We start from the raw sequence: 15,181 nt of genomic DNA on the forward strand, positions 1-15,181 counted from the left end.
TTTTGGCTGGAGTCCGGGTCCGGCGCTGCGCGCCGTCCCGGAACGACAGCCGTCTCGTCGACCGAAGCATGCCCCGCCTGCCGCCGTAGAGCCGCGGCATCAGTCCCGCAAAAGCTCGTTGATCGAGGTCTTCGAGCGGGTCTTCTCGTCGACGCGCTTGACGATCACGGCGCAGTAGAGGCCGGGCCCCGGCGTGCCGTCCGGGAACGGCTTGCCCGGCATGGTGCCCGACACCACGACCGAATAGGGCGGCACCTCGCCCATGAACACCTCGCCGGTGGCGCGATCGACGATCTTGGTCGAGGCGCCGAGATAGACGCCCATCGAGAGCACCGAGCCCCGGCGCACGATCACGCCCTCGGCGACCTCGGCGCGGGCGCCGATGAAGCAGTCGTCCTCGATGATCACCGGGCCGGCCTGCAGCGGCTCCAGCACGCCGCCGATGCCGGCGCCGCCGGAGATGTGGCAGTTGCTCCCGATCTGGGCGCAGGAGCCGACCGTCGCCCAGGTGTCGATCATGGTGCCGGTGTCGACGAAGGCGCCGAGATTGACGAAGGACGGCATCAGCACGACGCCCGGCGCGATATAGGCCGAGCGCCGGACGACACAGCCGGGCACAGCGCGGAAGCCGGCATCGCGAAACTGCGCCTCGCTCCAGCCGTCGAACTTGGACGGCACCTTGTCCCACCAGCCGGACCGGCCGGGGCCGCCCGGGATGACCGTCATGTCGGCGAGGCGGAACGAGAGCAGGACCGCCTTCTTCAGCCATTGGTTGACCCGCCAGGAGCCGTCGGCCTGCTTCTCGGCGACCCGCTCCTCGCCGCGGTCGAGCAGGCGCAGCGCCCGGTCGACGGCGTCACGCACCGCGCCCGTGGTGTTCGGGCCGAACTCGGCGCGGCGCTCGAACGCCTCGTCGATGGTCTTGGCGAGCTCTGCATGCGACATGCGGCAATCCTCGAAAATCGCAATGGCGGCCGCCTTGTCGGTGCAGGCCGGCCGTCTGTCAAGGGCGCCGGGGCGGCGCCCGGCGCAGGTCCGCCGAGCGGCGTGACGCGCTACGGAAGCCGCTGCAGGAAGCCGGTCAGGTCGTCGGTGACGTGGTCGACATGGTCGGCGTCGTGGCCTTCCAGCTCCCAGTACTCGCGGACCACCTCGCGGGTCTTCTCCGGCACCACCAGCACCGTGACCATGCCGAGCCGGTGAGGCACCGCGAGGTTGCGGGCCAGATCCTCGAACAGCGCGGCCTTGGTCGGGTCGACGCCGTGGCGCGCCAGGAACTTGTCGTAGACCTCGGGAAACGGCTTCGGCGACAGCTCGCCGGCGACGATGTCGAACACGTCCTCGAAGCAGTGGTCGATCTCGAGCTTGGCCAGCACGGCGGCGGCGTGGCGGCGGGTGCCGTTGGTGAGGATCAGCTTTCGCCCCGGCAGGCGCTCGATCGCGGCGCCCAGCGCCGGGTTGGGCTCCAGCGGCGAATGGTCGATCTCGTGCACATAGGCGAGGAAGTCGTCCGCCTTCATGCCGTGCTCGATCATCAACCCGCGCATGCTGGTGCCGAAGCGCTTGTAGTAGTCCTTCTGCACCCGGAACGCCTCGTCGTGGGTGACGGCGAGGAAGTTCGCGATGTAGTCGCGGATGCGCACGTCGACCTGCTGCCACAGGTTGAGGTGATGAGGATAGAGCGTGTTGTCGAGGTCGAACACCCAGGTCTCGACATGGTCGAAGGATCGGGGCGCGACGGCGGGGGCTTGCGGCTCGGTGGCGGACATGGCCCCGTGTTTAGCCCGATCGCAGCAAGGCGTCACGCCTCACGCGCCGGACCCGCGGCGCTCACTCGCGGAACCGGACCGTGGTCGCCGGCTGGGCGGTGAGGTCGATGGTGGCGAAGCCGGTGGCGTCGAGGCCGGCCCCGACGCAGTCCTTGTGGTCGGAGAGCTCGAAGCGCGCCTCGCGGGTGCACAGGGTGATGTCGCCGCCCCAGGAGAGCCGCCCGGTGCCGGTGCCGCCCCGCACCGGCTGGCCGTCGCGGTCGACCGCCTCGCCGAAGCTGTAGAGCCGGCGCGGCTTGCCGTCGAGGTCGGGCCGCAGGCACTTGCCGGGCTCGATTCGGTACCAGCCACGGGCGACGATGCCGCGCCGCTCGTCGGTGCCGACGGCGGCCAGCACGGCGTAGCGCGTGTCGTTGCACCAGGAGAAGCCGGTCGCGGCCGGTTGCTGGACGGTCTCGATCAGCCGGTCGAACAGGTCCGGGGCATCCTTGGCCTGGGGGGCGAGCCCGCGGTCCTTGAGGAACTGGGCGATGGCGGCCTCGGTCTTCGGGCCGGTGACGCCGTCGACCGGGTTGGCGTCGTAGCCGGCCATCACCAGAAGCCGCTGGATGCCGGCGAGACGGGCCTGCTCCTCGGAATACTCGGCCTCCTCGGCGAGCGCCGCCACGAGGCCCGTGACACCGCCCGCGGCACCGCCCTCTTGCGTCTCGGACGGCTTGACGGCGGTGAAGCGGGCGAAGCGCTGCGGCGGCCGGCAGGCGCGTGCCGCCGCGATGACGAAGTCGCCGTCGGCGATGCACAGGTCGGCGTGGCCGCTCTGCGGCTCCGGCGACGGGCCGTAGACCGGCAGGGCGCGGGCGTGGAGGAAGATCCGCTCGGCCTCGACCGTGCCCTGCAGCACCCCCCGACACTGGCCGGGATCGAGCCGGAACCAGCCGCGCGTCGCGGTCGCGCCCTTCTCCTCGAGCCCGAGCGCGGCCTCGACCACGAAGCTGAGGCGGTTGCAGATCGTCAGGTCGGCCCGGGCCGGGCCGGCCGCCAGCGCGGAGAGCGCCAGGACGGCGGCGCCCCTGGCGGTCGCACCCCTGCGTGTCATGGCGCCCCTCCGGCCCGATGATTCGATCTCGGAAGAAGGGATGAATCGCCGGCGTCGCGAGGGCAAGGGCCCGCGTTCGGCCGTCGATCGACGGCGACCGCAGCATCCTGGGCTCACCCCCCTCCCCATCCCTCCCCCAACCCAAGTCGGGCCTGCCCGACTTGGGCAGGATGATGCGCACCCCGGCGAGCCCGGGGTGCGTGGGGGAGGGAGCCGGTTGAGGCAAGCGCAAGACGACGCTCGGGTCGACAGCCGATTGAGAGAGCTCGCGGCTCTTGCGTTCCCTCCCCCCTTGTGGGGGAGGGACAGGGAGGGGGTGAGCCCCGCCCTCGAGCCTGTGTTTCGATCAGCAGCGGATTCCGCTCAATGCACCGCGGCGTGGCGCTCGGCCGGCGCGGCGGGCGGCACGACCGTGGCGTCCAGCTCGGCGATGCGGCGGTCGATCGCCGCGACGGCGTGGCGCGAGAACGGGCCGAGATGCAGGTAGAACGCCATCAGGAGCACGATGTAGCGCAGCGCCCCGGGGTTCGACTTCGCCACCTCGACAAAGACCTTCCAGAACGGCTCGCGCGCCTCCGGCACGGCGCGGATGATCTGGTGCACGGCCTCGATGCCGCCGAGCCGCTTGCGCGGATCGCCGTCGGGCAATTCGCGCGGGCGTCCCGAGCGGTCCATCATCGATGCGAGCCGGGACAGCCGGCCCGCATAGGCGACCGGATCGAACACGGTCTGCAGGATGGTGCGGTAGTCGACCAGAATGTCACGCAGTGGCCGGAGCGTGTCGAAGTTGCAGCCGAGCGTGCACTGGTCGCCGCCGGTCTCGACATGCATCACGTCGTGGCCCGGATGCAGCCGGCCCTCCTTCTCCAGGCGCCGCGTGAGCTGAGTGCCGGGCAGCGCGTAGAGAAGCCCGACCATGCAGACGGGAATCGCCGTCTCCTCGATGAAGTCCGTCATCGAATCGGCGATCGACACCTTCTCGGTGTCGAAGCCGACGATGAAGCCGGCCGTCACGAACATGCCGTAGCCGTAGATCTTGTGGATGCACTCGGCGATGTTGCGCTTGGTGTTCTGCTTCTTGCGCATCTGCACCAGCGTCTCGGGATCCGGGCTCTCGATGCCGACGAAGACGGCGAAGAAGTTCGCGTCCTTCATGGCCTGCATCATCTCGTCGTCGTCGGCGAGATTGATCGACGCCTCGGTCGAGAACTCGAACGGGAAGCCGCGCTCCCGCTGCGAGGCGGTGAGGCGCGGCATCAGGGTGCGGATGTTCTTCTTGTTGCCGATGAAGTTGTCGTCGACGAAGTCGACATGGCCGCGCCAGCCGGCGTCGTGCAGCGCTTGCAGCTCGGCGAGAATCTGATCGTTCGTCTTGGTCCGCGGCACCCGCCCGTAGAGCTCGATGATGTCGCAGAACTCGCAGGTGAACGGGCAGCCGCGGGCGTACTGGACGCCGATGTAGAGGTAGTGATCGAGCTTCAGGAGATCCCAGCGCGGCAGCGGCGTCTTGGTGATGTCGGCCTGGTATTTCTCGGCCGTGAACACGCCCTTGCGCTCGCCGCGCTCCCACGCCGCGATGAAGGCGTCGATGACCAGCTCGGCCTCGCCGATCACCTGGAAGTCGGCCTTCGCGTAGAGATGCGGGCTCGACGACACGTCGGGACCGCCGACGCAGACCGGCTTGCCGTGCCGGTGCGCGACGTCGATCAGATGGAGGAAGTCCGGCTGCTGGTTGAGCATGCCGCCGATCATCACCAGATCGGCCCAGGCGATGTCGCCGTCCGCGAGCGTCTCGGTGTTGCGGTTGACGAGCCGCACCTCCCAGTGGGGCGGCAGCATCGCGGCGACCGTGATCAGCCCGAGCGGCGCCGCCGGATACCGGGCGCCGACCAGCTCACAAGCCGCCTTGTAGTGCCAGAACGAGTTCGCGATGAACTCGGGATAGATCATCAGGACGCGGGTGGAGCGCGCAGTCACGTCGGACCTCTCCGTGGCGGGCAGCAGCAACATCCGGAAACGTTGCGGCACCTTGCACGGATCGATCCGCACACTCAAGCGTCGAAGCCACCGCCCCGCCGGATTGGTCGCGGCGCGCGGCGAATGGGTTCGGACGACGGCGAATTTCCGGCTGTGACGGGACGCCGCGGTAGCATGGCACGCCGTCAATCGGCGCACGGCGGAGCGCGGGATCGGACGCGTCTCGTGGGCAGCGACTCGCGACTGAGCTGACCGTCCCCGCTTCCGCGGGGACGAGCAAAGGATGGGTCAAGGTGGACGAGCGACTAGTCCATCCAGGTGAGGCCGGACGATATCGGCCTCGAACTCACCGGTGGATCAGCGTACCGGCGCCGTGGTCGGTCAACAGTTCGAGCAGCACCGCATGCTCGACCTTGCCGTCGAGGATGACGACACCCTCGACGCCAGCTTCCAGCGCGTAGATGCAGGTCTCGACCTTCGGGATCATGCCGCCCGAGATGGTGCCGTCGGCGATCAGGCGGCGGGCGTCGTCGATCGACAGCTCCTTGATGAGCTGTTTCGACTTGTCGAGCACGCCTGGCACGTCGGTGAGCAGCAACAGGCGCTTGGCCTTCAGCGCACCCGCGACCGCGCCGGCGAACGTGTCGGCGTTGACGTTGTAGGTGCCGCCCCCGGCCGCGGTGGCGACCGGCGCCAGCACCGGGATGAGCTGCTTGCCGAGGATCTCGTCGAGCACCGTGGTGTCGACCTGGTCGGGCTCGCCGACGAAGCCGAGATCGACGATCTGCTCGATCGCCGAGCCGGGATCGACCACGGTGCGGCTGACCTTGCGGGCCGTCACCATGTTGCCGTCCTTGCCGCACAGGCCGACCGCCTTGCCGCCCGCCTCGTTGATGTAGCCGACGATCTGCTTGTTGATCGAGCCGGCGAGCACCATCTCGACGACCTCGATGGTCGCCGCGTCGGTGATCCGCAGCCCCGCCGCGAACTCCGACTTGATGCCGAGGCGCTTCAACATCTCGCCGATCTGCGGGCCACCGCCGTGCACCACCACCGGATTGATGGCGGTCTGCTCGAGCAGCACGATGTCGCGAGCGAAGCTCTTGGCGCCGGCCTCCTCGCCCATGGCGTGGCCGCCGTACTTCACCACGACGATCTCCTCGTCGTAGCGCTGCATGTGCGGCAGCGCCTCGATCAGCACGCGGGCGATGTCGTGAGGCGACACGGTCATGGCGGATCCTCGGGGCAGGCGAAACGGACGCGCGGCCGGACCGGCGCGCCGGCCGGGTTTTACCGGGCCGCGGGCCTGTCGAAAAGCCCGGATTCGGCGCAGCCGGACCGCGCCGGACGCCTCAGCCGCGCACCATCCGCACGGCGGCGGCGACCGCCAGCGTCAGCCAGCTCAGGATCAGGAGGCTGCCGCCGGTCGGCGCCGCCATCGGGAACAGGCGGTTGCCGACGAAGGCGCGCAGCGTGATGTCGCCGGCGAAGAACACGGTGCCGAGCACGAAGCCGATCAGCGCGGCGAGCGCCAGCGGCCTGAAGGTCAGACCGGCCGCGACCGCGGCGGTGCCGCCGAGCAGCGCGGCGGCGTGGACCATCAGGATCTGGGCGGCGCTGTCGAGCCCGGCGCCGGGCGCCGCATGCGCCGCCGCCGCCGCGAGCGCCACCCCGGCCGCGCCCATCACGCCGGCGACGAGGACGAAGAACTGGAGGGTCATGAAGGGCTCCACTGAAAGGCACGCGTCGGTCGTTTCCGGCTCGGCGGCGCAGCCGTCGAGACCTGGAATCCAGCCCCGTCCGGGGCGCCTTCCTTATGGCTGGATTCCGGGTTCGCCGCTACGCGGCGCCCCGGAAAGACGCGCCCCTCGCCGCCTCCCTCACCGCGCCTCGCTCATCAGCCGGGCGACGGCGGCGCGCATCTCGCCGATGCCGGCGCCGGTGCGCGAGGCGGTGACGAGGATGCCCGGATAGGCGGCGGTGCGCGTCTTCAGCGCCGCCTCGGTCGCGGCCGTGACGGCGGCGAGCTCGGCGGGCTTGGGCTGGTCGGCCTTGGTGAGCACCACCTGGTAGCTGACCGCGCTTTCGTCCAGGAGATCGAGCACCGGCGCGTCGGTGTCCTTCAGGCCGTGGCGGGCGTCGATCAGCACATAGACACGGGCGAGGTTTTGGCGGCCGCGCAGATAGGCGCGGATCAGCTCGGTCCAGGCGGCGACCTTGGCCTTGGGGGCCGCGGCATAGCCGTAGCCCGGCATGTCGACGAGGCGGAGCCGCTCGCCCGCCGTGAAGAAGATCAGCTCCTGGGTCCGGCCCGGCGTCTGCGACGTGCGGGCGAGGCCCTCGCGGCCCGTGAGCGCATTGACGAGGCTCGATTTACCGACGTTGGAGCGCCCCGCGAAGGCGATCTCGACGCCGAACATTTTCGGCAGCGCCCCCATGGTCGCGGCCGCCGCCATGAACTGCCAGTCGACGGCGAAGAGTTTTCGCCCGGCCGACATCTCGGCGGGCGTGAACGGGGCGGGCACGACGGGGGCGATCGGTGAGTCGGACATGATGACATCTCGGCTCGGCTGGTCGTCGTCTCCCGGGCGCGGCGCAGCACGCAGCGAAGCGGAGTGGGGCGCCGCCGACCCGGACCCCATCGGCGCCGGCCTTGAAGCACTGGACCCCGGCTCGACGCTGCCCCGGCCTGGCGGGCCGGCACAGCGCGTCGGCGGCACGAAGCAGGGGAGCGCGGCGGCCGCGCCCTACTCGGCCTTCCGTTTCGGGATCAGGCCCTTGAGGTTGTCGAACAGCTCGATCTTGGCGCCGTTCTTGCGCATGATCACGGCCTGCTGGATCACCGAGAGCGTGTTGTTCCACGCCCAGTAGATCACGAGACCGGCCGAGAAGCTGGCCAGCATGAAGGTGAAGATGATCGGCATCCAGTCGAAGATCATCTTCTGGGTCGGATCCGGCGGCGCCGGGTTGAGCTTCATCTGCACCCACATGGTCACGCCCATGATGAGCGGCCAGGCGCCGAGATGGAGGAACGAGCCGATCACCGGAACGACGGTCGGGTCGAACGGCAGGAGCCCGAACAGGTTGAAGACCGTGGTCGGATCCGGCGCCGAGAGGTCGTGGATCCAGCCGAAGAACGGCGCGTGGCGCATCTCGATGGTGACGAACAGCACCTTGTAGAGCGAGAAGAACACCGGGATCTGGATCAGCACCGGCCAGCAGCCGGCGATGGGGTTGATCTTCTCCCGCTTGTAGAGCTCCATCAGCTCCTGCTGCTGCTTGACCTTGTCGTCCGGATAGCGCTCGCGCAGCGCCTGCATCTGCGGCTGCACGGCCTTCATCTTCGCCATCGAGGCGTAGGACTTGTTGGCCAGCGGGAAAAACAGGATCTTGATCAGCACCGTCACCAGCAGGATGGCGACGCCGAAATTGTGGGTCCACTGGAACAGGAAGTCGATGGTCCAGAACATCGGCTTGGTGATGAAGTAGAACCAGCCCCAGTCGATCAGGAGCTCGAAGCGGTTGAGCTTGAGCGTCGTGTCGTAGTTGTCGACCGTGCCGACCTCCTTGGCGCCGGCGAACAACCGGCCCATGGCGGTGGCGGTCTGGCCCGGCTGCACCGTGACGGGATCGAGCAGATAGTCGGTCTGGAAGCTGCGGACGTTGCCGACCTGGGCGGAGGAGAACTTGGCGTTCAGGCTCGCCGCCGGATCGGGCAGCAGGGTCGCGGCCCAATACTTGTCGGTGATGCCGAGCCACGCATTGGTGACCTTGAAGGGCATCACCTTCTTGTCCTCGATCGCCTTGTAGGTGATCTCCTGCAGGCCCTGGTCGCCGAGCACGCCGATCAGGCCCTCGTGCAGGATGTAGTAGCCGAGGGTCTGCGGCGTCCCGTGGCGCGACACGAGCCCGTAGGGATACAGCGTCACCGGCGCCGTGCCGCTGTTCACCACGTCGTCCTTCACGGTGAACAGGAACTTGTCGTCGACCGTGACGGTGCGGCGGAACTGCAGGCCCTCGCCGTTGTCCCACACCAGCGTCACGGGCTTGGCCGGGGTGAGGGCGCCGGCACCCTCCTGGGTCCACACCGTGTCGGGGCCGGGCAGCTTCACGGCGGTGCCGGCGCCGCCGACCCAGCCGAACTCGGCATAGAAGGGATGCGGCGTCCCGGACGGCGACAACAGCACGATGGCGGGCGACTTCGGGTCGACGGTCTCGCGGAAGCGGACCAGTGCGACGTCGTCGATGCGGGCGCCCTTGAGGGCGATCGAGCCCCGGATGTTGGGCGTCTCGACCTGGACGCGCGGGCCGGCGGCGAGGACCGCCTCGCGCGACCGCTCGGTCGTGACCGGCTGGCCTGGCACCGGCGGCGCGCCGGCCCCCGGGGTCGGCGCCGCGCCCGGCTGCGGCGGGGCACCGGGCTGCACGGCCGGCTGGCCGGGCGACGCCGGCTGGCTCTGCTGGGCCTGCTGCTGCGCCTGCTGGGCCTTTCGCTGCTGCTCCAGCTGCGGCATGCCGAAGAAGAATTGCCAGGCGATCAGCACGACCGCCGACAGGGCGATGGCCAGGAGGACGTTCTTCTGCTCGTTCATGAGGACGCTCGGGCGGTCGGCCGCGGCTCGGGTTCAGGGCCCTGCGCACCGGAGGGCGCAGGAGGCTCGGGCTCGCGCACGGGCCGGTGGACGCGCGTCACGGCACCGAGGAAGTCGGCGACGCAGCGGTCGAACGGCCGGTCCAGGGCGGCGCGCCGGCCGACGATCACGTAGTCGCTGCCGTCCCGGAGTCGACCCGCGGCCGAAAGCCGCACGACCTCGCGGAGACGGCGGCGCACCCGGTTGCGCTCGACCGCGGTGCCGACCTTCTTGGTCACCGTGAAGCCGACCCGCGGCGGGCCCCGGTCACCGCGCTCGCGCGCCTGCAGGACGAAGGCCGGCGTGGGCGCCTTCGCGCCCTTGGCGGCCGCGAGAAAATCGGCACGCTGCCGCAACCGCTGCATCGACGCGACGCCCGGCCGGCAGCGGCGGGATCACGCGCTGAGCCGCTTGCGGCCGCGGGCCCGACGGGCGTTGAGCACCTTGCGTCCACCGACGGTCGCCATCCGGGCACGAAAGCCGTGGCGGCGCTTGCGCACCAGTTTGCTCGGCTGATAGGTCCGCTTCACGGTCTTCTACTCCGCTTTTTCGTGTCGGCCGGACATTGCTGTCGCCGGCGCCTGGTCGGCACGTGTCGCAGATCGTCGCTTTTCGGGGATCGGCGCGGCCGAAAATTCAGGGCCGGCTTATACGGGAGCCCCCTGCCCCCGTCAATGCGAGGGAAAAACCCGTCGGTGAGGCTCCGACGCGGCATTTCGGGCGCCCGCACCGCGTCGCCGCACTCCGGCACCGGCGGCCGGCGCGGGCCGCACCCCGCCCACCCGCGCCGCCCCCTCTGCGCCGCCCCCTCTGCGCCGCCTGCATCTGCCGCCTGCCCGTGCCGCCTGCCGCGCGTCGGACAGCCGCCCCTGTCGAGTCCGCCGGCGCGGACCGTCTCCATGGCGAAACGGTAAGAATCCCACGGCGGTAAAGACACGCGGCGGCCGCATTTTCGGTGCAGAGGTTCGGGTCTGGAACGGACGAGCCCGCGGGGCTCGCGGAGTGGTCGACCGGGCGCGTCGGTTGGGCTGATGGACGCTGAAATTCCCCCGAACCTCGCGGCCGGCGCGCCGAGCGCCGGACCGTCGTCCGGCGGTGCGACCGCGGCCGGTCCGGCGACCGCCCCTGCAGGGGCGTCCGGCACGGCTGCGCCCGGCGCCCTGTTCGCCTCGGCCCGGGGCATCGTGCGGCCGCGCTTCGGCCTCTCCGGGCAGCTCCTGGTGCTCACCCTCCTGTTCGTGATGGTGGCCGAGGTGCTGATCTATGTGCCCTCGATCGCCAATTTCCGGCTGAGCTATCTCAGCGACCGCCTCGCCGCCGCCCACACGGCCGCGCTGGTGCTCGACGCCGCCCCACGCGGCATGGTGCCCGAGAGCCTCGGCCGCCAGCTCCTCGACAGCATCGGGGCGCGCGCCGTCGCCATGAAGATGGGGCGCGAGCGCCGCCTGCTCGCCACCACGGATCTGCCGGCCGCCGTGAGCCAGGACGTCGACGTCCGCCGGGACGGCGCCCTCGACGCCATCCTGGACGCCTTCGAGACCCTCGTGGTGTTGCGCGACACCGACCTGATCCGCGCGGTCGGCCCCGCCCCGGTGGGCGGCGAGTTCGTCGAGATCGTCGTCGAGGCGGGTCCGCTCAAGCAGGCGATGTGGCGCTACTCGCGCAACGTGCTGCTCTTGTCGCTGGTCATCTCCGCCATCACGGCGGCGCTGGTCTATCTGACCCTGCACGTGCTGTTCGTGCGGCCGCTCCATCGCATCACGGCCAACATGGCGGCGTTCCGGGCCAACCCGGAGAACCCCTCGCGCATCGCCCGGCACTCCACCCGCGAGGACGAGCTCGGCATCGCCGAGCGCGAGCTCGCCGCCATGCAGACCGACCTCGCCTCGATGCTGCAGGAACGCTACCGCCTCGCCGCGCTCGGCCTCGCCGTCTCGAAGATCAACCACGACCTGCGCAATCTCCTCAACTCGGCGCAGCTCATCTCGGATCGCCTCGGCAGCATCGCCGACCCGCAGGTGCAGCGCTTCGCGCCGAAACTGATGCTGGCGCTCGAACGGGCCATCGCGTTCTGCGAGACGACGCTCGCCTATGGCCGCGCCCAGGAGCCCCCGCCCGACCGCAAGCCGGTGGCGGTCGAGACGCTGGTCGAGGAGGTGCGCGAGTCGCTCGGCCTCGCCGGCGACGGCCCGATCGGCTGGGTGACGGCGATCGAGCGCGGCCTGACGCTGGACGCCGACTACGAGCAGATGCTGCGGGTGCTGGTGAACCTGGTGCGCAACGCCGTCCAGGCGCTGGAGAGCCGCGCCCCCAACGATCCCGGGCGCGACCAGATCAGGATCAGCGGCCGCCGCGAGGGCACGGTCGCGGTGCTGGAGGTCTCCGACACCGGCCCGGGCCTGACGACCCGCGCCCGCGAGCACCTGTTCGAGGCGTTCCGCGGCTCGACCCGCGCGGGCGGCACCGGGCTCGGGCTCGCCATCGCGGCCGAGCTGGTGCGGCTGCACGGCGGCGAGATCGGTCTCGTCGAGGGCACGCTCGGCGCCACCTTCCGGATCGCGATTCCCGATCGCCCGGTCGACCTCATGGACCGCCGCGACCAGCGGGCGCGCGCCTGACCGGCCCGACAGGGCCGATGCTCCGGCTCGGGCCGGGTCGCGGTCGGGCCGAGGGCCGGCCCGGCTCCGACGAACGGCGCCGGCTCGCGTTCGCCATGCACGCGGCGCCGTCGCGATCCCGTCACAGGTGGCTTGCCAAGCCGGCGGCGACTCGCTAGCTATGCGTCGCCGCGCCCCGGCGTCCCCTGGACGCCCGTGGGCGGTCCGGCCACGCGCCCGTAGCTCAGCTGGATAGAGCACCAGACTACGAATCTGGGGGTCGGACGTTCGAATCGTTCCGGGCGCGCCATTCACTTTCGTCGCCATGCTTCGACCCTCGGCTCGACCCGCCGCCCTTCGGCGCCGCGGGGCCAGGGTGCATCGTCGGCGGGATCCGCGCCGCGCGTGCTTGCCACCCCGACGGGGCGTGCTAGATGCTGCCCGGGCCCGCGGGCGGTGACGGCCGTCAGGGCGTCTCGGCCACTTCGCTGCGCGAGCAACGCCGCGCGAGCCCCCGCCCCGTGAGCCCCGCCCCGTGAGCCCCGCCATGTCGATCGACCACTACCTCGAACTGTCCGGGCGCGTGCTCGTCGAGAGTGCCCGTCATCCGGGTTGCCGGCGGGCGGATGCGGCCGTGGCGGCGATCGCGGCGGCGCTGTCGGCCGGCCTGCCGCTCCTGGTGTGCGGCAACGGCGGCTCGGCGTCGGACGCCATGCACATCACGGGCGAGCTGGTCGGCCGCTTCCTGAAGGAGCGCCGCGCGCTCAACTGCATCTGCCTCGCGTCGAACACGGCCGTGCTCACCGCCTGGTCGAACGACTACACGTTCGAGACGGTGTTCGCGCGCCAGGTCGAGGCCTATGCGAAGCCGGGCGGCGTCGTCCTCGGCATTTCCACGTCGGGCAACTCGAAGAACGTGATGCGCGCCTTCGAGGCGGCCCACACGCACGGGATGACGACCGTCGCGCTCACCGGCGAGGGCGGCGGCGCGCTCGCGGCGCTCGCCGACATCCTGATCGACGTGCCGTCGCGCGTCACCCCGCAGATCCAGCAGGTGCATCTCTGCCTGTATCACTACATCTGCGAGCAGGTGGAGGCGCGGCTGGTCGCCGACGGCAAGGCGTAGCTCAGCCGGCCCGGCCTGCCCCGTCGGGCCAGCCGGAGGCGACGAGCGCGTCGAGCGCGCTCGGCATGTCGGCGGCGACCGTGAACGCGGTGCGCCCGGATCCGGGCAGCCGCCCGAGCTTGGCCTCCTCGTCGCGCCCGTGGCCGGTGCGCACCAGCACGGCCCGCGCGAGGCCCGCCGCCGCGCCCGCCGCCAGATCCGACACCTTGTCGCCGATCACGGCGGAGGCGGGCAGATCGATGGCGAGCATCTCGGCCGCGGCCAGGATCATGCCCGGATTGGGCTTGCGCCACGGGTGCTCGGCGACCCGATAGGGCGCGGTCCCGACGTCGTGGAAGGCGCACGCGAGGACGAGATCGATCCGCGCGCCGGCGGCCGCCAGGCGGCCGATCATCGCGCGCTGAACCGCCTCGAACTCGCGCCATCCGTAGTAGCCGCGGGCGATGCCGGCCTGGTTGGTGACCAGCACCACGGGCAGGCCCAGCGCGTTGCAGCGGGCGATCGCGGGCGCCACGCCGTCGAGCACCCGCACCTTCGCCGGATCCGACAGGTAGTGGGCCTCCTCGACGACGACGCCGTCCCGATCGAGGAACAAGGCCGGGCGGCCGGGCGGGAGCTCGGCGGTGAGCCGCTCCACCCAGCACCCGACGCCGTCATGGAGGCGCGGATCCGGCGACTGATCGGACATCTGCACGCGGTTGTCCCGGCTCGTCGGCGCGACGTGATCGCGACCGCCACGATGGCGCGGCGCGGCGCGGCGCTGCGCTGCGCTGCGACCAAAGCGGACCCGACCGGTCGAGTCAAATGCCCGCTCGCCGCCGCGCGGCGCCGCCGTCCGAGCGGCCGCTCCCGCCCGGGGCGGGGCGTGCGATCGGTGCCGAGGGGGGGTGTCGTCAAACGATCACCGAGCCGGGACAGAAACGCTGGACGGGTCACCGTGCGCCCCGTAAGAAGGCCCCGCAACGAGCGTCACGCCGAGGCAAATCGGCGGCAGAGGACACCTAATGAAGCGTGCGTTGATCACCGGCATCACCGGCCAGGACGGAGCGTATCTGTCGCAGTTCCTGCTCGACAAGGGATACGCCGTCTACGGCGTCGTGCGCCGCAGCAGCGCCTCCGACGTGATGGACGAGAAGCTGCGCTGGCTGGGTGTCGCCGACCGGATCACCATGCTGGACGGCAACCTCACCGACCTGTCGTCGCTGCTGCGGGTGATGCGGGACGTGAAGCCGGACGAGGTCTACAATCTCGGCGCCCAGTCGTTCGTGAAGTCGTCCTGGAACCAGCCGCTGCTCACCGGCAACGTCACCGGCGTCGGCGCCGCGAACGTCCTCGAGGCGGTGCGCCTCGAGGCCCCGCAGGCGCGCTTCTACCAAGCCTCGTCCTCGGAGATGTACGGCCTCGTCCAGGAGCCGATCCAGTCCGAGACGACGCCGTTCTATCCGCGCTCGCCCTATGCGGCCGCCAAGCTCTACGCCCACTGGATGACGGTGAACTATCGCGAGAGCTTCGGCCTGCACGCCTCGAGCGGCATCCTGTTCAATCACGAGTCGCCGCTGCGCGGCATCGAGTTCGTCACCCGCAAGATCACCGACGGCGTCGCCCGCATCAAGCTCGGGATGCAGACGCAGCTCGCGCTCGGCAATCTCGACGCCAAGCGCGACTGGGGCCACGCGCGCGACTACGTCAAGGCGATGTGGCTGATGCTGCAGCAGGACGCGCCGGGCGACTATGTCGTCGCGACCGGACGCACCACGTCGGTGCGCGACTTCTGCCGGCTCGCCTTCTCGCATGTCGGCCTCGCCATGGAGAATCACGTCGTCACCGATCCGCGCTTCCTGCGGCCGGCCGAGGTGGACCTCCTGCTCGGCAACCCGGCCAAGGCGAAGGAGCAGCTCGGCTGGACGGCGGAGACCAGCCTCGAAGCGCTGGTCGCCGAGATGGTCGAGGCCGACCTCGCGCGCCTCACCCGCCGCTGACCGTCC

14 protein-coding genes and 1 tRNA gene are annotated in these 15,181 nt (G+C 70.7%); 4 read left to right on the forward strand and 11 right to left on the reverse strand.

What is annotated here, in order from left to right:
- Nucleotides 1–99 precede the first annotated feature (99 nt).
- From dapD to rpmH, 10 genes are all read right to left on the reverse strand, one after another.
- Complete coding sequence (dapD, locus tag ACFSOX_RS05590; RefSeq protein WP_378476808.1) at nucleotides 100–945, reverse strand: 2,3,4,5-tetrahydropyridine-2,6-dicarboxylate N-succinyltransferase; 846 nt, start codon at nucleotides 943–945, stop codon at nucleotides 100–102.
- Nucleotides 946–1,055: 110 nt separating this feature from the next.
- Entirely contained in the window at nucleotides 1,056–1,769 is a 714-nt protein-coding gene (locus tag ACFSOX_RS05595) for a pyrimidine 5'-nucleotidase (protein ID WP_378476809.1), read from the reverse strand.
- 61 nt (nucleotides 1,770–1,830) lie between these two features.
- Nucleotides 1,831–2,865 (reverse strand): DUF1036 domain-containing protein, encoded by a 1,035-nt coding sequence (locus ACFSOX_RS05600; RefSeq protein ID WP_378476810.1) that lies wholly within the window; start codon nucleotides 2,863–2,865, stop codon nucleotides 1,831–1,833.
- A gap of 363 nt (nucleotides 2,866–3,228) precedes the next feature.
- Nucleotides 3,229–4,815, reverse strand: a complete 1,587-nt coding sequence (locus ACFSOX_RS05605) for a B12-binding domain-containing radical SAM protein (RefSeq protein ID WP_378476957.1) — start codon at nucleotides 4,813–4,815, stop codon at nucleotides 3,229–3,231.
- Nucleotides 4,816–5,188: 373 nt separating this feature from the next.
- Entirely contained in the window at nucleotides 5,189–6,073 is an 885-nt protein-coding gene (gene argB / locus ACFSOX_RS05610; RefSeq protein ID WP_378476811.1) for an acetylglutamate kinase, read from the reverse strand.
- Between the two features lie 121 nt (nucleotides 6,074–6,194).
- Nucleotides 6,195–6,563, reverse strand: coding sequence for a DUF423 domain-containing protein (locus ACFSOX_RS05615; RefSeq protein WP_378476812.1), 369 nt, complete (start codon nucleotides 6,561–6,563; stop codon nucleotides 6,195–6,197).
- Between the two features lie 159 nt (nucleotides 6,564–6,722).
- Complete coding sequence (gene yihA / locus ACFSOX_RS05620; RefSeq protein WP_378476813.1) at nucleotides 6,723–7,394, reverse strand: ribosome biogenesis GTP-binding protein YihA/YsxC; 672 nt, start codon at nucleotides 7,392–7,394, stop codon at nucleotides 6,723–6,725.
- Nucleotides 7,395–7,589: 195 nt separating this feature from the next.
- A complete protein-coding gene (gene yidC / locus ACFSOX_RS05625) occupies nucleotides 7,590–9,434 on the reverse strand; it encodes a membrane protein insertase YidC (protein WP_378476814.1) in 1,845 nt (614 codons plus the stop codon).
- Nucleotides 9,431–9,838, reverse strand: a complete 408-nt coding sequence (gene rnpA / locus ACFSOX_RS05630; RefSeq protein WP_378476815.1) for a ribonuclease P protein component — start codon at nucleotides 9,836–9,838, stop codon at nucleotides 9,431–9,433. Before rnpA ends, yidC begins: the two co-directional genes overlap by 4 nt.
- Nucleotides 9,839–9,868: 30 nt before the next feature.
- Nucleotides 9,869–10,003 (reverse strand): 50S ribosomal protein L34, encoded by a 135-nt coding sequence (gene rpmH / locus ACFSOX_RS05635; protein WP_111360736.1) that lies wholly within the window; start codon nucleotides 10,001–10,003, stop codon nucleotides 9,869–9,871.
- A 711-nt stretch (nucleotides 10,004–10,714) separates the two neighbouring features.
- Here rpmH and ACFSOX_RS05640 point away from each other — a divergent pair.
- The 3 genes from ACFSOX_RS05640 to ACFSOX_RS05650 all read left to right on the forward strand — a co-directional run bounded on the left by ACFSOX_RS05640 (nucleotide 10,715) and on the right by ACFSOX_RS05650 (nucleotide 13,196).
- Complete coding sequence (locus ACFSOX_RS05640; protein ID WP_378476958.1) at nucleotides 10,715–12,091, forward strand: sensor histidine kinase; 1,377 nt, start codon at nucleotides 10,715–10,717, stop codon at nucleotides 12,089–12,091.
- A 212-nt stretch (nucleotides 12,092–12,303) separates the two neighbouring features.
- Nucleotides 12,304–12,380: transfer RNA gene (locus ACFSOX_RS05645), tRNA-Arg, on the forward strand.
- A gap of 237 nt (nucleotides 12,381–12,617) precedes the next feature.
- Nucleotides 12,618–13,196, forward strand: coding sequence for a D-sedoheptulose-7-phosphate isomerase (locus ACFSOX_RS05650; RefSeq protein WP_378476816.1), 579 nt, complete (start codon nucleotides 12,618–12,620; stop codon nucleotides 13,194–13,196).
- A gap of 1 nt (nucleotide 13,197) precedes the next feature.
- Here ACFSOX_RS05650 and ACFSOX_RS05655 read toward each other — a convergent pair whose 3' ends face one another.
- On the reverse strand, nucleotides 13,198–13,884 hold the full coding sequence (locus ACFSOX_RS05655) for a D-glycero-alpha-D-manno-heptose-1,7-bisphosphate 7-phosphatase (protein WP_378476959.1): 687 nt from the start codon (nucleotides 13,882–13,884) through the stop codon (nucleotides 13,198–13,200).
- Nucleotides 13,885–14,200: 316 nt separating this feature from the next.
- On the opposite strand from ACFSOX_RS05655, the gene gmd reads away from it, so the two are divergent.
- Nucleotides 14,201–15,175 carry a GDP-mannose 4,6-dehydratase gene (gmd, locus tag ACFSOX_RS05660; protein WP_378476817.1) on the forward strand — a complete coding sequence of 325 codons (975 nt, stop codon included), beginning with the start codon at nucleotides 14,201–14,203 and terminating at the stop codon, nucleotides 15,173–15,175.
- The last annotated feature ends 6 nt before the right edge of the window (nucleotides 15,176–15,181 follow it).

The organism is Rhodoplanes azumiensis, from assembly GCF_042682915.1.
Lineage (GTDB): Bacteria > Pseudomonadota > Alphaproteobacteria > Rhizobiales > Xanthobacteraceae > Rhodoplanes > Rhodoplanes azumiensis.

Bases quoted from the DNA above. Each gene is read 5' to 3' on its own strand.
- yihA (WP_378476813.1), bottom strand. From the start codon at position 7,394: ATGTCCGACTCACCGATCGCCCCCGTCGTGCCCGCCCCGTTCACGCCC.
- ACFSOX_RS05650 (WP_378476816.1), top strand. From the start codon at position 12,618: ATGTCGATCGACCACTACCTCGAACTGTCCGGGCGCGTGCTCGTCGAG.
- ACFSOX_RS05640 (WP_378476958.1), top strand. From the start codon at position 10,715: ATGGTGGCCGAGGTGCTGATCTATGTGCCCTCGATCGCCAATTTCCGG.
- rnpA (WP_378476815.1), bottom strand. From the start codon at position 9,838: ATGCAGCGGTTGCGGCAGCGTGCCGATTTTCTCGCGGCCGCCAAGGGC.
- ACFSOX_RS05605 (WP_378476957.1), bottom strand. From the start codon at position 4,815: ATGATCTATCCCGAGTTCATCGCGAACTCGTTCTGGCACTACAAGGCG.
- ACFSOX_RS05595 (WP_378476809.1), bottom strand. From the start codon at position 1,769: ATGTCCGCCACCGAGCCGCAAGCCCCCGCCGTCGCGCCCCGATCCTTC.
- yidC (WP_378476814.1), bottom strand. From the start codon at position 9,434: ATGAACGAGCAGAAGAACGTCCTCCTGGCCATCGCCCTGTCGGCGGTC.
- ACFSOX_RS05615 (WP_378476812.1), bottom strand. From the start codon at position 6,563: ATGACCCTCCAGTTCTTCGTCCTCGTCGCCGGCGTGATGGGCGCGGCC.
- argB (WP_378476811.1), bottom strand. From the start codon at position 6,073: ATGACCGTGTCGCCTCACGACATCGCCCGCGTGCTGATCGAGGCGCTG.
- gmd (WP_378476817.1), top strand. From the start codon at position 14,201: ATGAAGCGTGCGTTGATCACCGGCATCACCGGCCAGGACGGAGCGTAT.
- dapD (WP_378476808.1), bottom strand. From the start codon at position 945: ATGTCGCATGCAGAGCTCGCCAAGACCATCGACGAGGCGTTCGAGCGC.
- ACFSOX_RS05600 (WP_378476810.1), bottom strand. From the start codon at position 2,865: ATGACACGCAGGGGTGCGACCGCCAGGGGCGCCGCCGTCCTGGCGCTC.
- ACFSOX_RS05655 (WP_378476959.1), bottom strand. From the start codon at position 13,884: ATGTCCGATCAGTCGCCGGATCCGCGCCTCCATGACGGCGTCGGGTGC.